Source organism: Rhizobium sp. BK176 (assembly GCF_024808055.1).
The window spans coordinates 140911-156088 of sequence record NZ_JANUBV010000011.1; the positions used below are offsets into that span (position 1 = coordinate 140911).

Genomic DNA, 15178 nt, shown 5'->3' on the forward strand with positions numbered 1-15178 from the left:
CAATTTTTCGCGCATGGATGTCGATTCAGAGGCTGTCAGCCCAGTCTTTCACGCGGTTTCCTTCGACAAGCATGCTGTTGGTCGATGCAAGCGCACGCAACGCGAACAGACGTCGCTCTTCCTCGCGATCGACCCACACAGAGATCGCCTCGGCGATAGCCTCGTCGTAAGATATTTCCAGCTGTTCGACGATTGCATCAAGTCGTTCCGCAAGGGGCAGCGGAATACTTGACATGACTGTCTTCCTTGCTTGCATCGCGGCCGTCTCCCGTAAAAACCCATTGTACCCCGAGATTGTGGCGGGGTCAGTCGCATTCAACAGCGATGCCGCTGTTGTTACCGATTGTTACGAAAATATAAGGTTGCGCCCTGGAGCCGTTGCTTTCCCGCTCTGGCTAATAAGCCTATATCGCATTTATGCTTATAAAACGACTCCTCCATGCCTTCGAAAATTGGATTAATCCCTTTGCGCCGCGAGAAAACATCCAGCCGCCGCGCTCAACGTCGGGATTCATCTGGTTCTATATTGGCCAGGCTAAGGCGCCCTTCGTTGCGATGCTCGTGCTCGGCGGGATGTCGGCGGCGATAGAAGCGGCGCTCTTCTGGTTCGTCGGACGGCTCGTGGACATACTTGCGACGATCAAGCCGGCGGAAGGCTGGAGCGGTCTCCTTGCCGCGCATGGCGCCGAACTGTTCGGTATGCTCGTCCTTATCGGTATCGTCCGCTTTGTCGTTGCGCTGTTGATTGCGCTGGTGGACCAGCAGGTGATTACGCCCGGCTTCTATAATCTGGCGCGCTGGCAATCGTACCTGCATGTCTCGCGGCAATCGCTCTCCTTCTTTCAAAGCGATTTCTCCGGCCGAGTCGTCACGAAGGTCTGGTCGGCCGGCCAGGCCACGGGCGATCTGGTGACGTCGCTCATGGAGAGCGTCTGGTTCGTTGGCATCTATGCGGCGACGACGTTAGTGCTCGTCGCCCGGCTGGACTTCTCACTTGCCGCAGTCGTGCTTTGTTGGCTGGGCGTATTCGGCGTTCTCGCGCGCTATTTCGTGCCGCGCATCCGATTTCATTCCCGGGAAACGGCTGAAGCCGCGTCGATGATCAACGGGCGCATGGTCGATGCCTACAGCAACGTCCAGACCCTCAAGCTGTTTGCGCGGGACGAAGAGAGCGACCGCTATATGCGAGAAGGCTTCGACTTCTATCAGCACACCGTGCTGCGGTTCACGCGCTTCATCACCGGTGTACGTGCCTCTATGGCGCTGCTCTCGGGCATCATGATCGTCATGATGGCCGGCCTCAGCGTGCATCTGTGGCTGGCAGGCCTCGTGAGTTCCGGCGCCGTCGCTTTCTCGCTGGCGCTCGTCCTGCGTCTGAACTTCCTTCTCGGCCGCTTGATGACACAGTTCAACGGCATCATGCGCAACCTCGGCACGATACAGAATGCCGCCGATTTGATTTCGCAGCCGCTTGGGCTGGTCGATCGGCCCGACGCTCGCGACCTCGTTATCCGACGGCCCGGAATCCGCTTTGAGAGTGTCTCTTTTCACTACGGCAGGAAAAGCGGCGTCATTGACGACTTTTCGCTCACTATTGAGCCAGGAGAAAAGGTTGGCATCGTCGGCCGCTCCGGGGCGGGCAAGTCGACTCTGGTAAACCTGTTGTTGCGCCTCTACGACGTCGAAGGTGGGCGGATATTGGTCGACGGCCAGGATATTGCCGCCGTCAGGCAGGAGTCCCTGCGCATGCAGATCGGGGTCGTCAGCCAGGACACGTCACTGCTGCACCGTTCGGTTCGCGACAACATCCTGTTCGGTCGCCCCGACGCGGGCGAAGCGCGTCTCGTCGAGGCGGCGCGGCGGGCGGAAGCGCTTGCCTTCATCGAGCGGCTGCAGGACCAAAACGGCCGCAGGGGCTTCGAGGCTCATGTCGGGGAGCGAGGTGTGAAGCTCTCCGGTGGCCAGCGCCAGCGCATTGCGATTGCGCGCGTGATGCTGAAGGATGCGCCAATTCTCGTTCTCGACGAAGCGACTTCGGCGCTGGATTCCGAGGTGGAGGAGGCGATCCAATCCAATCTGATCGGCCTCATGGAAGGCAAGACCGTGCTCGCCATCGCGCATCGGCTCTCGACCATCGCCGCGCTCGATCGATTGATTGTCGTCGATGAGGGCGAGATCATAGAGGAGGGCACGCACGAGACCCTGTTGAAGCGCGGAGGTCTTTATGCAGAACTCTGGGCCCGGCAATCCGGTGGATTCCTCGCCACCGATATCGAGGCGCCGTCTCCTGCTTCAGCGGTCGATGGTAAACTCGGCAATGAGGCCAAAGTGGTTTGAGCCCATATTGTCTTCGATGCGTTTGACCGACTTCAGCCGCAGCGGCGGGCGGGCGAGAACGTGGTCGATGCTGATGCCGAAGCGGACCGCCTTGATCGGCCAGCTCGCCGGTTCCGGAAAGACGGTCTGAAACCCGGTTTCGCGCATGAAGCGCTGAATACGTGGGTCGATAATCGCGGAATTGAAGTCGCCGGCAAGAACGAGGGGACCATCGATCGCGCTTGCCATGGATCTGAGATCGAAGAGTTCGTCTGTCAGGAAGTCGTCGAAATAGGGCTTGGCGAGGTGGGCAGCGAGGAAATTGATCTTCGTGCTGTCGAAGTCGATCGCTGAGCGTGTCAGCCGGTTGCGCCACAGATCGCCCAGGCTGCTCACCTTCTTGTCGACAAATGGGCGCTTTGAAAGCACGAGCGTGTCGCATTCGTTGGTCTCCGCACCGCAGCCTATGTGATAAGGATAGGTGGCAGCCAAGCGAGCGATGTGAGGGCGAAGCGGCGCGGCCTCCAGGACGTTCACGACGTCCGCGTTCGAGGCGATGATGAAATCCGCAATGCGACCCGCATTGGCGAAATTCTCGTGCTCGATGTTGAAGGACATCAGCTTGAAAGAGGGCCGCGTTTCTGTATTCGCGGGCATGGCCGCAAATTCTCTCAGCATTATTACGCCATGTCCCAGCAGCATCACTGCGATGGTGAGTAGCAGGTAGGCGTACCAGTGGCGCTTGAGCACCAGAAGGATCAAACACCCTGCGACCGCCGCCAAGGCAAAATGGATCTGAAAGCTATAGACAAAGGCCAGAAGCCAGACGTGCGTGACGTAGCGCAGCGACATCAGCGCCAGCAACAGCGAAAGGAGGACACTCGCTATGCAGAATAAAGTGTCTTTCATCGCCGGACATGGAAGAGGGAAGCTTCAGACCGTCGCTAGCATGGGGCGCGAATTGGTGCAACGCACAACTGTGGCAAGCATGTGATTGTCTTCGAAAATCATCTGAAAATTCCCGCGACATTGTGCCCACATGGTCTTGCCAAGGCTGGACATAATTTGCGATCAAGCTTAGAACGCGCCGGATTGGTGGGGAATCTATGGTCGAATTGTGTCGCGACAGATTCGCCGCCGCGAGGGGAAGGGCGGAGTTCCGCAAAAATTGCGTAGAGGATGGTTTAAGCCGTGAGCGAACACGAAACGACAAGCGAGATCACGGGTGAGCCCACTCGCCGTGATTTCCTTTATCTCACCACTGGTATGGCGGGCGCTGTTGGCGCCGTTTCGGTCGCATGGCCGTTTATCGATCAGATGCGCCCGGATGCTTCGACATTGGCTCTGGCATCCATAGAGGTCGACGTTTCCAGCCTTGAGCCTGGGATGTCGCTGACCGCCAAGTGGCGCGGCAAGCCGATCTTCATCCGCAACCGTACGCCCGAGGAAGTGAAGGCTGCTGACGAGGTTCCGCTGTCCGATCTCAAGGACCCGGTAGCGCGCAACGCCAACCTGCCTTCCGACGCGCAGGCAACCGGCGTCGACCGTTCCGCCGGTAAGGACAAGGAAAACTGGATCGTCATGATCGGCTCGTGCACCCATCTCGGCTGCATCCCGCTCGGCCAAGCTGGCGAATACAATGGTTGGTTCTGTCCCTGCCATGGCTCGGTCTACGATACGGCCGGCCGCATTCGCAAAGGTCCGGCACCGCAGAACCTGGCGATCCCGACCTATTCATTCATTTCCGATAAAGTAATCAAGATCGGTTGAGGGGGACTGATTTATGAGTGGCCATTCCAGCTACGAGCCATCAACCGGCCTCGAGAAGTGGATCGATTCGCGGCTGCCTTTGCCGCGCATGGTCTACGACAGTTTCGTCGCATATCCGGTTCCGCGGAACCTGAATTATGCCTATACCTTCGGCGCCATGCTCGCGGTCATGCTTGTCGTGCAGATTCTCACCGGCGTCGTGCTTGCCATGCACTACGCCGCGGAAACGACGGTTGCCTTCAATTCCGTCGAGAAGATCATGCGTGACGTGAACCACGGCTGGCTGCTGCGCTACATGCACGCCAACGGTGCTTCGTTCTTCTTCGTTGCAGTCTATCTGCACATCGCCCGCGGTCTCTACTACGGCTCCTACAAGGCGCCGCGCGAAATCCTCTGGATCCTCGGCGTGCTCATCTACCTCCTGATGATGGCGACCGGCTTCATGGGCTACGTTCTGCCCTGGGGTCAGATGTCCTTCTGGGGTGCAACGGTTATCACCGGTTTCTTCTCGGCATTCCCGCTGGTCGGCGAGTGGATCCAGCAGTTCCTGCTCGGTGGCTTCGCTGTCGAAAACCCGACGCTGAATCGCTTCTTCTCGCTGCACTACCTGCTGCCCTTCGTCATTGCCGGCGTTGTGGTCCTGCATATCTGGGCGCTGCACGTTGTTGGCCAGACGAATCCGACAGGCGTCGAGGTCAAGACCAAGACGGATACCGTTCGCTTCACGCCTTACGCGACCCTGAAGGACGCGCTCGGTGTATCGATCTTCTTGCTAGTCTACGCCTACTTCGTCTTTTACATGCCGAACTTCCTCGGCCACCCGGACAACTACATCCCGGCTGATCCGTTGAAGACGCCTGCCCACATCGTCCCGGAGTGGTACTTCCTGCCGTTCTACGCGATGCTGCGTTCGATCACCTTCAACATCGGGCCGATCGACTCGAAGCTCGCAGGCGTTCTGGTCATGTTCGGCGCGATCATCGTGCTGTTCTTCCTGCCCTGGCTCGATACCTCGAAGGTTCGCTCGGCTGCCTATCGCCCGTGGTACAAGCTGTTCTACTGGCTGTTCGTCGCCAATGCGATCGTTCTTGGCTGGCTCGGTTCCCAGCCGGCTGAAGGCCTTTACACCACCATCTCGCAGATTTGCACGCTGCTATACTTCGCCTTCTTCCTGGTTGCCATGCCGGTTCTCGGCCTCGTCGAGACACCGCGCCGCTTGCCAAATTCAATTACCGAAGCGGTTTTGGAAAAGCGCAACAAGGCGGCGGCCGCTGAGCCGGTCAAGGCCTGAGAGTGCGGCAGGAAGGGAAGAGAAACATGAAAAAGCTTGTTACAAGCCTCCTGTCGCTTGCTGTCGTCGCAGGATTGAGCGGCGCAGCATTCGCCCAGGAAGCGGCCTCGAACGGCGCCGAGCCGGCAAAACATGCCGAAGGCGAGACGCCACATTTTCCGCTGCTCCATCCGAAGCATGAGCATTGGACATTTGCGGGCCCGGTCGGTCACTATGACAAGGGCCAGCTGCAGCGCGGCCTGAAGGTCTACACCGAAGTCTGCGCCGCCTGTCACTCGATGAGCCTTGTGCCCTTCAGAACGCTCGGGGCGCTGGGTTACTCGGATGCCCAGGTGAAGGCCTTTGCCGCCAACTACGAGGTTCAGGACGGGCCGAATGCCAGCGGTGACATGTTCACCCGCAAGGCCATTCCGTCGGATTACTTCCCGTCGCCGTTCCCGAACCACGAAGCGGCGGCAGCGGCCAACAATGGCGCGGCGCCGCCGGACTTCTCGCTGATCGCCAAGGCGCGCGGCATCGAGCGCGGCTTCCCGCAGTTCCTATTCGACATGATCCCATTTGTCGGCGGTTATCAGGAAGGTGGTCCCGACTATATCTATTCGCTGCTGACCGGCTACGACCAGCAGCCGCCAGCCGGCGTCCAGGTGGCTCAGGGAACTCACTACAACCCGTACTTCGCTGGCGCTGCCGCACTGGCGATGCCGAAGCCTCTGTCGGACGGCCAGGTCACCTATGACGATGGCGCGCCGGCGACGGTCGACCAGTACGCCAAGGACGTCGCATCGTTCCTGATGTGGGCCGCCGAGCCGCATCTCGAAGAGCGCAAGCGCACCGGCTTCATGGTCATGGTCTTCCTCGTGATCTTCACGGGACTGATTTATCTTACGAAGCGTTCGGTCTACGCGAACAAGGAACACTAAGCGCTTTGTTCCAGAGCCTAGGAAAGGCGGCCTTCGGGCCGCCTTTTTTGTTGGTTCCGAGAGTGGCAATTGGTAGGGTGCGCGGAATTGAAGCCCTGCAGAATATGGATAATCCATGAGCAATACGATTTCGGAGCTTGCGGCCAGCATCCGCTCCATCCCGGACTACCCAAAGCCCGGCATCATCTTTCGTGACATTACGACGCTTCTCGGCAATCCACGCGCGTTTCGCCGCGCGGTCGATGAACTGGTCCAGCCCTATGCCGGCATGAAGATCGACAAGATCGCTGGGGCCGAAGCGCGAGGCTTCATTCTGGGTGGTGCGGTTGCCCACCAGCTTTCGGCAGGGTTCGTACCGATCCGCAAGAAAGGCAAACTGCCACGCGACACGGTGCGCGTCGCCTACAGCCTTGAATACGGTGTCGACGAGATGGAGATGCACAGGGATGCCGTGGAGCCCGGCGAAAAGGTCATCCTGGTTGATGACCTGATTGCGACCGGCGGAACCGCCGTCGCCGCTACGCAACTCCTCCGCCAGATGGGTGCGGAGGTCGTTTCCGCCTGTTTCGTTATCGACCTGCCGGATCTTGGCGGTCGTAAAAAGCTCGAAGACCTTGGCGTGGATGTCCGGACGCTGGTGGAATTTGCGGGCCATTGAGGCCCGCGACTATTCAAATTCGATGACCGTGCTTTCGAACCGCACCACCGGCGTACCGTCGATCGTTCCCTCGCACAGAATAGTGTTCAGTCGACGCCCTGGGCGGGACACCAGAGGGCGGCTTGAGAGGAAGGTCACGGAGTAGGTCACTTCTTCGTCGGCGAAGACCGGCCGCAACCATTGCAGCTTCTGGAAGCCGGGCGAGGGACCGAGCGTGGGGGGCTTGATGCCCTCGCTTGCCAGTCGCGCGCTTTCCGCGCTCCAGTAGGCAACAAAGGTCTTCATCCATGCCGCGCAGGTGTGCCATCCCGATGCGCACAGACCACCAAAGAGGGTAGTCTTTGCAGCTTCCGCGTCCAGGTGGAACGGTTGAGGGTCGAAGCGCTCGGCAAAGTGGACGATCCGCTCCGCCGTAAACACATAGCTGCCGATTTCAGTCTTTTCACCGCTGGCGTAACGCTCGGCCATGATCATGCTGTTTCCTCCAGCACGTCACGCATGACGAACATGATCGAGTTCTCCGACGCGCAGACGAGTTCGTTCTTCTGATTTTCCACCTCGTGGCGGAACTTGACCATGCCGATGCCGGGCCTCGAGCGCAGCGTGCGAGTCTCGACAACCGTCGAATGGCCGGAGAGCGTGTCGCCAGCCAGAACGGGCTTGCGCCATTCCATAAAGTCCACGCCGGGGGCGCCTTGGGAGAACGAGTCGAGGAGAAAACTATCCGCCATCATACGCATGAAGAGAGCCGAAGTGTGCCAGCCGGATGCCGCCAACCCACCGAGAATGCTCGCGCGGCCAGCCGCTTCGTCGACATGCATCGGCTGGGGATCGAATTCACGCGCGAACTCGATGATCTCTGCTGCCGTGACCGTCCGCGGGCCGAGCGTAAAACGTCGGCCCAGCTCGAAGTCTTCGTAGAAAAGTTTCATGCGGCCCAATCTCCCCGGCCGTTGCTGATCAGGTGTTGAAGCGGAAGTGGATGACGTCGCCGTCCTGAACGACGTATTCCTTGCCTTCGTCGCGGCCCTTGCCTGCTTCCTTGGCGCCGACTTCACCCTTGAAGTTGATGTAGTCGTCGTAGCCGATGGTGAAGGCGCGGATGAAACCCCGTTCGAAGTCGGTGTGGATAACGCCTGCCGCCTGCGGTGCCTTGGTGCCGCGCACGATCGTCCAAGCGCGCGTCTCCTTGGGGCCGACGGTGAAATAGGTGATCAGGTCGAGCAGGTGGTAGCCCGCGCGGATAAGCCGGTCGAGGCCGGCTTCCTCGAGGCCGAGCGCCGATAGGAACTCCGTTGCTTCCTCTTCGGGAAGCTGGGCCACCTCCGACTCGATGGCCGCCGAGATAATGACGCATTCGGCGCCTTGCTGTTCGGCCATGGCGGCGACGGCCTTGGTATGCTCGTTGCCGGTCGAAGCGTCGGCTTCCGCGACGTTGCAGACATAGAGCACTGGATGAGACGTCAGCAGGTTGAGGCCCTTGAGGATCTCTATCTCCTCGGGCGCCAGTGTCTTCAAGAGCAGGCGTGCGGGCTTGCCTTCGTTCAGCAGCTTGATGACGGCCTCCATGACCGGCAGCTGGGCAATAGAATCCTTGTCCTTGCCGGTGGCGCGCTTGCGTGTCTGCTCCACGCGGCGCTCGAGGCTTTCGAGGTCGGCAAGCATCAGCTCGGTCTCGATCGTATCGGCATCGCCGACCGGGTTGATGCGGCCCTCGACGTGGGTGATGTCGTCGTCCTCGAAGCAGCGCAGCACATGCACGACGGCGTCGACTTCGCGGATGTTGGCGAGGAACTTGTTGCCGAGACCTTCACCCTTCGAGGCACCGCGAACCAGACCGGCGATATCGACGAAGGAGATGCGCGTCGGGATGATTTCCTTGGAGCCGGCAATTGTTGCCAGTTTCTGCATACGGGGATCCGGAACGGCGACTTCGCCGGTGTTCGGTTCGATCGTGCAGAAGGGATAGTTCGCCGCCTGCGCTGCCGCCGTCTTGGTGAGCGCGTTGAAGAGGGTCGATTTGCCGACATTCGGCAGACCGACGATACCGCATTTGAAGCCCATGACCTGAAACCTGCTATTCTTGAATTCGTTGGTGCTGGCTATGGGATAAAACGCGCCTTGCGGTCAAGCTTTTCGCGCAACTCTGTTGCATTCCGAGGGTTGAAGGCCAGGCTTCGCGGCGCAATATAGGTATCGGCGAACTGTTCTCGCCTCTCCATGTCATCAACGGGTGGGTTTCCGATGAGTGACAACGATATTGCCCTTAAACCGAAGACGAAGTCGAAACCGAAGCTGGATCGGCCGAAGCTTTACAAGGTCATCCTTTTCAACGACGACTACACGCCGCGAGAATTCGTGGTGATGATCCTCAAGGCCGTCTTCCGCATGAGCGAAGAGACTGGCTATCGCGTGATGATGACGGCCCACAAGATGGGATCAAGCGTGGTTGTGGTCTGCACCAAGGACATCGCGGAGACCAAGGTCAAGGAAGCGATGGACTACGCCAAGGACGCCGGTTTCCCGTTGATGTTGACGGCTGAGCCCGAGGAATAGGTTGGCAATTTCTTAACCACCCTCGTTAATTCGACATCCGCTGTTTTCCGGCAGTATGCCCGCATCGGTGGGGGTGTTCATGCAAGGGGAAGCAGCAACATGGCACTATCTCGTCGCCGCAGGGCTTTTTGCGTTTCTTGGTGCGATCGGCCATGTTTGCCGGGCCGTCTTTAACGTTCTCCCTGATCGGGTGACTGACCGGCCGTTGATGGACCTGCCGCTATCGTCCGGTTACGATCTGCCGGATCTGCTCTTCGGGACGGAATATGACGACGCCGGCTATTATCGTCTCGACAGCCTCAAGAATTTCCGCATTTCCTGTGTGTTGACCGTGGTTGGTGGGCTGTTGGCCATGCTGTTTTCCCCGGGCGTCTCCATTGCCGTGGCCTGGTTGATCGACAGCGGCATTCTGTGGATCTGGAACCTTCTTCTCTTCAGGCTGCACGCAGTTGGATTGCTATGAGCTCAGTCGCCAGCCGGTCGCCGGATCTGGTAGCCAGTCTTGTCCCGTGTGAAGCCGCAGTTCTCGTAGAAGCGTAGCGTGGCGTGATCCTTCGAGCCGGTCAGAAGCATCACCTTGTAACAGCCGGCCTTCCACGCGGTTTCAACCGCGTGGTTGATCAAGGCGCGGCCATAGCCGCGCTGCCTGTGGTCGGCGGCCGTGACAACGTTCTCGATGAAAGCATAAGAGGCGCCGCTCCGGGTCAGATTGGGAACGATGATCAGCGTCACCGACGACGCGGCGGTTTGACTCGCGAGTCCGACGAATATCGTCATGCCAGGTTGTGCGAGGATCGCTTGGAACCGCTCTTCGGCGTGCGCGCGATCCATTGCCGGATCAGCCGGGTTGAGCTCATGGTAGAGGGCAAGTAGTTCCGGCAGGTCGCCTATCTCGGCGGCGCGGATGACGAGTTCGCCGGTCGGCATGGCTCAGTCACCCTTGCTGCCGAACATCTTCTTCAGCATTTCGGCCATCGGCCCGGTTGCCGGCAGCTTTGGCTGGTTGTGATTGCGAGCCTGGTGGATGTGGGACTTCGCCGCCGGCTTCTTTTCGGACTTCGGCTTTTCCTCTTCGGCCTTGCCGCCAACCGCAAGCGCCAGCTTGTTCATCAGTTGCGAGTCTTCCTTTCGAACAAGCATGTCGGCGTTGTCGGCGAGCGCATCGAGCAGCGGCTCGAGCCAGGCCTGGTCGGCCTTGGCGAAGTCGCCGAGGACGTGGTGCTGCACCAATTCCTTGACGCCCGGATGGCCGATGCCGAGGCGCAGGCGGCGATACTCCCTGCCGCAATGGGCGTCCAGCGACTTGATGCCGTTGTGGCCGCCATGGCCGCCACCCGTCTTCAGGCGCGCCTTGCCCGACGGCAGGTCGAGTTCATCATAGATCGCCACCAGGTCGGCGGGCTGCAGTTTGTAGAAGCGCATGGCTTCGCCGACAGCTTCGCCGGAGAGGTTCATGTAGGTCTGCGGCTTGATGAGCAGCACTCTTTCGCCCGCAATCTCGCCCTCGGCGATCTCGGCCTTGAACTTCTTCGACCAAGGCGAAAAATTGTGGCGGCGATGGATCGCATCCACCGCCATGAAGCCGATGTTGTGGCGGTTTCCGGCGTATTTTCCACCGGGATTGCCGAGGCCCGCGATAATCAGCATGGCTCGTCTATTTCCTTGCAAATGTGCTTTATGCGTTCACCATCGCGAAATGACGCCAAAGTCAAGGCGAAGCCGCCATAAACGCGGAAAATTAGTCCGCGGAGCTCAAGCCGTACTTTATGAAGATGGTCTTCTGTGTGCCGTCGGCAATCAGTCTGTCCAGTGCAGCCTGCATCTTGGTGAGCAAATCGCTCGGGAAGTTCTTCTCGCAGGCAATCCCCATTTGCTGTGAGGACAGCACCGTCACCTTGTCCAATGGCTGTTCTGCCTTGAGTTTGGCGAAGTAGATCTCAGAGATCGGCATCATGTCGATGCGGCCGTTGAGGAGCTTGCGCAATGTGGCGTTGAAATCGGTGGCGACGTCCAGCTTGGTGAAGCCGTTCTCCTTCAGCGTCGTCTCCGTGTAGTCCTCGCGCTGGGTCCCGATCGTGTACTTCTTGGCCTCCTCCAGGTCGCGTGCCACGACGCCGGAGCCTGATCGGGTGATGAGGATGTTGCGATCAACCAGAAGGGGTTCGACCCATCTAAACATCGGGTCGCGCTTCGCATTGTGAGCGGTCGTGAAGACGCAGCTCAAAGGTGTCGTCTGGGCGAGATTATAGGCCCTGGCCCAAGGCATCATCTCGATCTTGTAATCGATCCCAGCGTCCTTCATCAGCTTGTCGACTTGTTCGACTGAGGCGCCTTTGATCGCCTTGCCGTCGCGATAGCTGAAGGGAGGGTATTCTTCCGTGGCGAGCGTGACGCTGGCCGCAATGGCGTGGGTCGCGGCAGCGAAGCCCAGAAGAGTGAAAAGCAGCAGTTTCTTCATGGTGTTGCCTTTCCTTGGCCGCTCAGGACGCGCGCGCGATGGGCGGTTCGGCCTTCGACAGGCGCTCGATCAGAGCGGCTGCATGCTGGGGGCGATGGAACAGGTATCCCTGGCCGAAGTCGAGACCCATTTCGTGCAGCGTCTGGCATTCGTCCTCGGTCTCAATGCCTTCGGCAATGACAGTGCAGCCCATTTTGTGGGACAGCGTCGCGATGCTTTCCACTAGAGTTCGGCTCTTCTCGCGCACCTCGTCGTTGCCATCGTTGATCGACCGGGTGAAAGACTGGTCGATCTTGATGATGTCGACTGGGAAGCGATTGAGATAGCTCAGCGAGGAATAGCCCGTACCGAAGTCGTCGAGGGCAATCCGGCAGCCGAAACGGCGCATCTCGGCGACAACCGTGCGGATTTGCGGATTGTTGTGCATCAGCACCGCCTCGGTGATTTCCACGACGATGCGCTGGGGGCGGATACTATGGCGGCCAAGCAGTGCGGCAAGGCGCGCGGGCAGGGTGGTTTCGAATTGTAGCGGCGAGAAGTTGATGGCGAGATAGCTGTCCTGCATTCCTGGGAGACGGGAAATGGCCGCAAGATGTGCGATCGCCTTCTCCATGACCACGTTGCCGACGCGCACGATCTTTGCCGTTTCCTCGGCCACGTTGATGATCTCGGCCGGTGCCATCAAGCCCCGTTGCGGATGGTTCAATCGCATCAAGGCCTCGAAACCGGCGATATCGCGGCCGTTCAGGCTGACGATCGGCTGCAGGTAGGCGTCGAACCAATCCTCGGCGAGACCGGTCTCAATATAGTTCTCGATCTCGGCGCGAGCCCGAGTATGGTCCATCATGCCGTTGTCGAACAGTTGTGCGCCGTTCTTGCCGTCGCGCTTCTTCGCGTACATGGCCATGTCGGATTTCTGCAAAAGCTCTGCCGCGTTCGCTGCATGGCGCGGATAAATGGCGATGCCGACGCTGGCGCTCAGATGCAGGTCTGGGCCGAACGGCTCGACGAAGATGGAGGCGATCTGCTCGGCCATTGCGCTAGCCCGCCGGGTGGCATCCTTTGCAGGCAGAAGGATCGCGAATTCGTCACCGCCAAGACGAGCAGCCTGATCCGATGGGGCCAGGTGCGTCTTCAGACGGCTGACAAACTCGCGTAGTGCCCTGTCACCTTCGGCATGCCCGAGATTGTCGTTGATCCACTTGAAGCGATCAAGGTCCACGAAAAGGCAGGCCAGTTCCTGGGTTGCTGCGTCTGCTTCGCGAATTTTGGCGTCCAGCACAGCTTCGAACCCCTGACGGTTCAGGAGGCCGGTCAAGTGGTCCCTGATGGCCTGCTGATGGTTGCGGGCTTCCGAGGCCTTCAGCTCGGTTACATCAGTCATGACAGAAAGAGAGAGCCGGTTGTGACCCGCCGAAGCTGCTGTCGACTCCAGAATGAGTACGTCCATGATGTTGCCGTCGGCGCACATGAACTTGACCGTAACGTCAAGAGCGGCGCCGCCATCGAGTTCGTTCTTCCGCTTCAGGAAGGCTTCGCGCGTATCTGATGTCACGAGGTCGGCGAATCTTTGGCCGATCACGCGGGGCCGATCGTAGCCGGTCGCGACGAGCCAATAGTCGCTGACAGCGGTTATGCGGTCAGTCTCATCGAGCGAGAACAGCATGGCAGGCGTCAGGTCGTAGATGTCGACGGCGCGGCGATGCGCGAGCTTCAGTTCGCGTTCCTCGCTTTCGAGCTTCGATTGCATCTCGTTGAAGCCCCGGGCCAGGCGTCCCATCTCGTCGTTCGACTGCCAGTTGACGTGATGTCGCGACCCGAGTTGGCGCGTGGCCTCGACTGCGGCCGTCAGGCGCATCAACGGGCGGATGATGAAGATCCGATTGCCGACCAAAGCCGCGGTGAATACGGCAAGCACCGCGAAGATGAAGATCGACATGAAGACGATTTCTTCGTGCTTGAGGCCGGAGAAGAGACCGAGCGCCGGATAGAAGACCGAGATGGTACCCAGATTCTTTGGGCCATCGATCGTGTTGTATATGATCGCGCGCGAGACCTGGACGAGATTGCCATTGAATGACTTCGGTATGGTCGACTGTGTGACGTCGAGCTGGCCCGATTGATCGCGAACCTGAACCTTGACGATGGCACCCTGCGAAACGATCGTCGCGCTGATCTGGGTCACGCTGTCGTCGTCGAGGTCCCAGAGCGGCTTTGCGAGCGCCTGAGAATTGGCGACAAGAAGAACGGAGATGTGGTCGCGTATTTCCTTATCCGCACGCTCGGACGAAAGAAAAAGGAACAGCACGAACAGTGGAGCAACGAAAAGGAGCAGCGCTCCGCAAATGATTGCCAGAAAACGATTTTCAACGGAATTACTCATCGTTCCGTTTGCTCCCCGCCGCACTTCCTACGCCCGCGGTTTCTACGCCCGCGGGTCTCCAAAACGTACCGGCATGGTTCCATGAAATGTATTAAATGTTGCTGAAACAGGACCTTTGCGCGTAATTGAAAAGGCCCGCTTTCGGGAGAAAGCGGGCCCTATACTTTACAAATTATGGAAGCGATTAAGCTTCAGCTTCGCCTTCGCCAGCTTCTTCAGCGGTTTCATCGACGCCGCCTGCCGGAGCAATGATCGTGGCGACCGTGAAGTCACGGTCTGCGATGACGAGCGACACGCCCTTCGGCAGGGTCACGTCAGAAATGTGGATGCTGTCGCCGATCTTCTTGCCGTTGAGGTCAACGTTGAAGAATTCCGGAATCGCATCGGCCGGGCAATGAACTTCGATTTCGTGACGAACGATGTTCAGAACGCCGCCAGCCTTGAGGCCCTGGGACTTTTCTTCGTTGATGAAGTGAACCGGGATTTCAACGGTAACCTGGGTGTTGCCGGAAACGCGCAGGAAATCCACGTGCATCGTGAAGTCACGTACGGGATCCAGCTGGTAGTCCTTCGGCAGAACCTTGTACTTCTTGCCGTCGACTTCGATGGTCGCGATCGTGGTCATGAAACCACCGGCATGAATGCGCTTCGTCACCTCATTGGTGTTGAGAGCGATAGAAATGGGGGCCTGCTTGTCACCATAGATGACAGCCGGGATGAGACCATTGCGGCGAAGTTCACGGGCGGACCCCTTACCAACCCGTTCGCGCGCCTCGGCCTTGAGCTCGTAGCTTTCGTGGCTCATGACTTTTCCTTCCGAGGTTAT

17 protein-coding genes are annotated in these 15178 nt (G+C 59.1%); 7 read left to right on the top strand and 10 right to left on the bottom strand.

The window, feature by feature from the left end:
• Positions 1-25: 25 nt before the first annotated feature.
• A complete protein-coding gene (locus FHT76_RS27095; RefSeq protein ID WP_016554714.1) occupies positions 26-235 on the bottom strand; it encodes a hypothetical protein in 210 nt (69 codons plus the stop codon).
• A gap of 182 nt (positions 236-417) precedes the next feature.
• Between FHT76_RS27095 and FHT76_RS27100 the strand changes: the two genes are divergently transcribed.
• Complete coding sequence (locus FHT76_RS27100) at positions 418-2337, top strand: ABC transporter ATP-binding protein (RefSeq protein ID WP_183861204.1); 1920 nt, start codon at positions 418-420, stop codon at positions 2335-2337.
• On the opposite strand, the gene FHT76_RS27105 is transcribed toward FHT76_RS27100, so the two are convergent.
• Positions 2293-3225 (bottom strand): endonuclease/exonuclease/phosphatase family protein, encoded by a 933-nt coding sequence (locus FHT76_RS27105; RefSeq protein WP_183861202.1) that lies wholly within the window; start codon positions 3223-3225, stop codon positions 2293-2295. The genes FHT76_RS27100 and FHT76_RS27105 overlap by 45 nt on opposite strands.
• Before the next feature lie 282 nt (positions 3226-3507).
• Between FHT76_RS27105 and petA the strand changes: the two genes are divergently transcribed.
• The 4 genes from petA to FHT76_RS27125 all read left to right on the top strand — a co-directional run bounded on the left by petA (position 3508) and on the right by FHT76_RS27125 (position 6955).
• Entirely contained in the window at positions 3508-4086 is a 579-nt protein-coding gene (gene petA / locus FHT76_RS27110) for a ubiquinol-cytochrome c reductase iron-sulfur subunit (protein WP_016554711.1), read from the top strand.
• A 13-nt stretch (positions 4087-4099) separates the two neighbouring features.
• Positions 4100-5377, top strand: a complete 1278-nt coding sequence (locus FHT76_RS27115) for a cytochrome b N-terminal domain-containing protein (RefSeq protein WP_016554710.1) — start codon at positions 4100-4102, stop codon at positions 5375-5377.
• Positions 5378-5403: 26 nt separating this feature from the next.
• Positions 5404-6297, top strand: coding sequence for a cytochrome c1 (locus tag FHT76_RS27120; RefSeq protein WP_183861200.1), 894 nt, complete (start codon positions 5404-5406; stop codon positions 6295-6297).
• Positions 6298-6412: 115 nt separating this feature from the next.
• Positions 6413-6955, top strand: coding sequence for an adenine phosphoribosyltransferase (locus FHT76_RS27125; protein WP_016554708.1), 543 nt, complete (start codon positions 6413-6415; stop codon positions 6953-6955).
• Positions 6956-6964: 9 nt separating this feature from the next.
• Here FHT76_RS27125 and FHT76_RS27130 read toward each other — a convergent pair whose 3' ends face one another.
• The 3 genes from FHT76_RS27130 to ychF are packed head-to-tail and all read right to left on the bottom strand — an operon-like array spanning position 6965 to position 9019.
• The gene (locus tag FHT76_RS27130; protein ID WP_016554707.1) at positions 6965-7429 is read right to left on the bottom strand and encodes a MaoC/PaaZ C-terminal domain-containing protein; all 465 of its coding nucleotides are present in this window, start codon (positions 7427-7429) and stop codon (positions 6965-6967) included.
• Positions 7426-7887: a MaoC family dehydratase gene (locus tag FHT76_RS27135; RefSeq protein ID WP_405049517.1), complete on the bottom strand. Its 462-nt coding sequence runs from the start codon at positions 7885-7887 to the stop codon at positions 7426-7428. Before FHT76_RS27135 ends, FHT76_RS27130 begins: the two co-directional genes overlap by 4 nt.
• A 28-nt stretch (positions 7888-7915) precedes the next feature.
• Positions 7916-9019, bottom strand: a complete 1104-nt coding sequence (ychF, locus tag FHT76_RS27140; RefSeq protein ID WP_183861196.1) for a redox-regulated ATPase YchF — start codon at positions 9017-9019, stop codon at positions 7916-7918.
• A 180-nt stretch (positions 9020-9199) separates the two neighbouring features.
• Here ychF and clpS point away from each other — a divergent pair, with 180 nt between their 5' ends.
• Both clpS and FHT76_RS27150 read left to right on the top strand, forming a co-directional pair.
• Entirely contained in the window at positions 9200-9511 is a 312-nt protein-coding gene (gene clpS / locus FHT76_RS27145; protein WP_183861194.1) for an ATP-dependent Clp protease adapter ClpS, read from the top strand.
• Between the two features lie 79 nt (positions 9512-9590).
• Entirely contained in the window at positions 9591-9974 is a 384-nt protein-coding gene (locus FHT76_RS27150; protein WP_183861192.1) for a hypothetical protein, read from the top strand.
• A 2-nt stretch (positions 9975-9976) separates the two neighbouring features.
• On the opposite strand, the gene FHT76_RS27155 is transcribed toward FHT76_RS27150, so the two are convergent.
• The 5 genes from FHT76_RS27155 to FHT76_RS27175 all read right to left on the bottom strand — a co-directional run bounded on the left by FHT76_RS27155 (position 9977) and on the right by FHT76_RS27175 (position 15157).
• Positions 9977-10438, bottom strand: a complete 462-nt coding sequence (locus tag FHT76_RS27155) for a GNAT family N-acetyltransferase (RefSeq protein ID WP_259129455.1) — start codon at positions 10436-10438, stop codon at positions 9977-9979.
• A 3-nt stretch (positions 10439-10441) separates the two neighbouring features.
• Complete coding sequence (gene pth, locus FHT76_RS27160) at positions 10442-11158, bottom strand: aminoacyl-tRNA hydrolase (RefSeq protein ID WP_183754195.1); 717 nt, start codon at positions 11156-11158, stop codon at positions 10442-10444.
• A 91-nt stretch (positions 11159-11249) separates the two neighbouring features.
• Positions 11250-11969, bottom strand: a complete 720-nt coding sequence (locus tag FHT76_RS27165) for an ABC transporter substrate-binding protein (RefSeq protein WP_183861186.1) — start codon at positions 11967-11969, stop codon at positions 11250-11252.
• Positions 11970-11991: 22 nt separating this feature from the next.
• Complete coding sequence (locus tag FHT76_RS27170; RefSeq protein WP_259129456.1) at positions 11992-14352, bottom strand: EAL domain-containing protein; 2361 nt, start codon at positions 14350-14352, stop codon at positions 11992-11994.
• Between the two features lie 184 nt (positions 14353-14536).
• Positions 14537-15157: a 50S ribosomal protein L25/general stress protein Ctc gene (locus FHT76_RS27175; RefSeq protein WP_183861182.1), complete on the bottom strand. Its 621-nt coding sequence runs from the start codon at positions 15155-15157 to the stop codon at positions 14537-14539.
• Between the last annotated feature and the right edge of the window lie 21 nt (positions 15158-15178).

Coding starts and splice junctions, on each gene's coding strand:
- FHT76_RS27115 (WP_016554710.1), top strand. CDS start 4,100: ATGAGTGGCCATTCCAGCTACGAGCCATCAACCGGCCTCGAGAAGTGG.
- FHT76_RS27120 (WP_183861200.1), top strand. CDS start 5,404: ATGAAAAAGCTTGTTACAAGCCTCCTGTCGCTTGCTGTCGTCGCAGGA.
- ychF (WP_183861196.1), bottom strand. CDS start 9,019: ATGGGCTTCAAATGCGGTATCGTCGGTCTGCCGAATGTCGGCAAATCG.
- FHT76_RS27170 (WP_259129456.1), bottom strand. CDS start 14,352: ATGAGTAATTCCGTTGAAAATCGTTTTCTGGCAATCATTTGCGGAGCG.
- clpS (WP_183861194.1), top strand. CDS start 9,200: ATGAGTGACAACGATATTGCCCTTAAACCGAAGACGAAGTCGAAACCG.
- FHT76_RS27095 (WP_016554714.1), bottom strand. CDS start 235: ATGTCAAGTATTCCGCTGCCCCTTGCGGAACGACTTGATGCAATCGTC.
- FHT76_RS27125 (WP_016554708.1), top strand. CDS start 6,413: ATGAGCAATACGATTTCGGAGCTTGCGGCCAGCATCCGCTCCATCCCG.
- FHT76_RS27165 (WP_183861186.1), bottom strand. CDS start 11,969: ATGAAGAAACTGCTGCTTTTCACTCTTCTGGGCTTCGCTGCCGCGACC.
- FHT76_RS27100 (WP_183861204.1), top strand. CDS start 418: ATGCTTATAAAACGACTCCTCCATGCCTTCGAAAATTGGATTAATCCC.
- FHT76_RS27150 (WP_183861192.1), top strand. CDS start 9,591: ATGCAAGGGGAAGCAGCAACATGGCACTATCTCGTCGCCGCAGGGCTT.
- FHT76_RS27130 (WP_016554707.1), bottom strand. CDS start 7,429: ATGATCATGGCCGAGCGTTACGCCAGCGGTGAAAAGACTGAAATCGGC.
- FHT76_RS27135 (WP_405049517.1), bottom strand. CDS start 7,887: ATGAAACTTTTCTACGAAGACTTCGAGCTGGGCCGACGTTTTACGCTC.
- FHT76_RS27175 (WP_183861182.1), bottom strand. CDS start 15,157: ATGAGCCACGAAAGCTACGAGCTCAAGGCCGAGGCGCGCGAACGGGTT.
- pth (WP_183754195.1), bottom strand. CDS start 11,158: ATGCTGATTATCGCGGGCCTCGGCAATCCCGGTGGAAAATACGCCGGA.
- FHT76_RS27105 (WP_183861202.1), bottom strand. CDS start 3,225: ATGAAAGACACTTTATTCTGCATAGCGAGTGTCCTCCTTTCGCTGTTG.
- FHT76_RS27155 (WP_259129455.1), bottom strand. CDS start 10,438: ATGCCGACCGGCGAACTCGTCATCCGCGCCGCCGAGATAGGCGACCTG.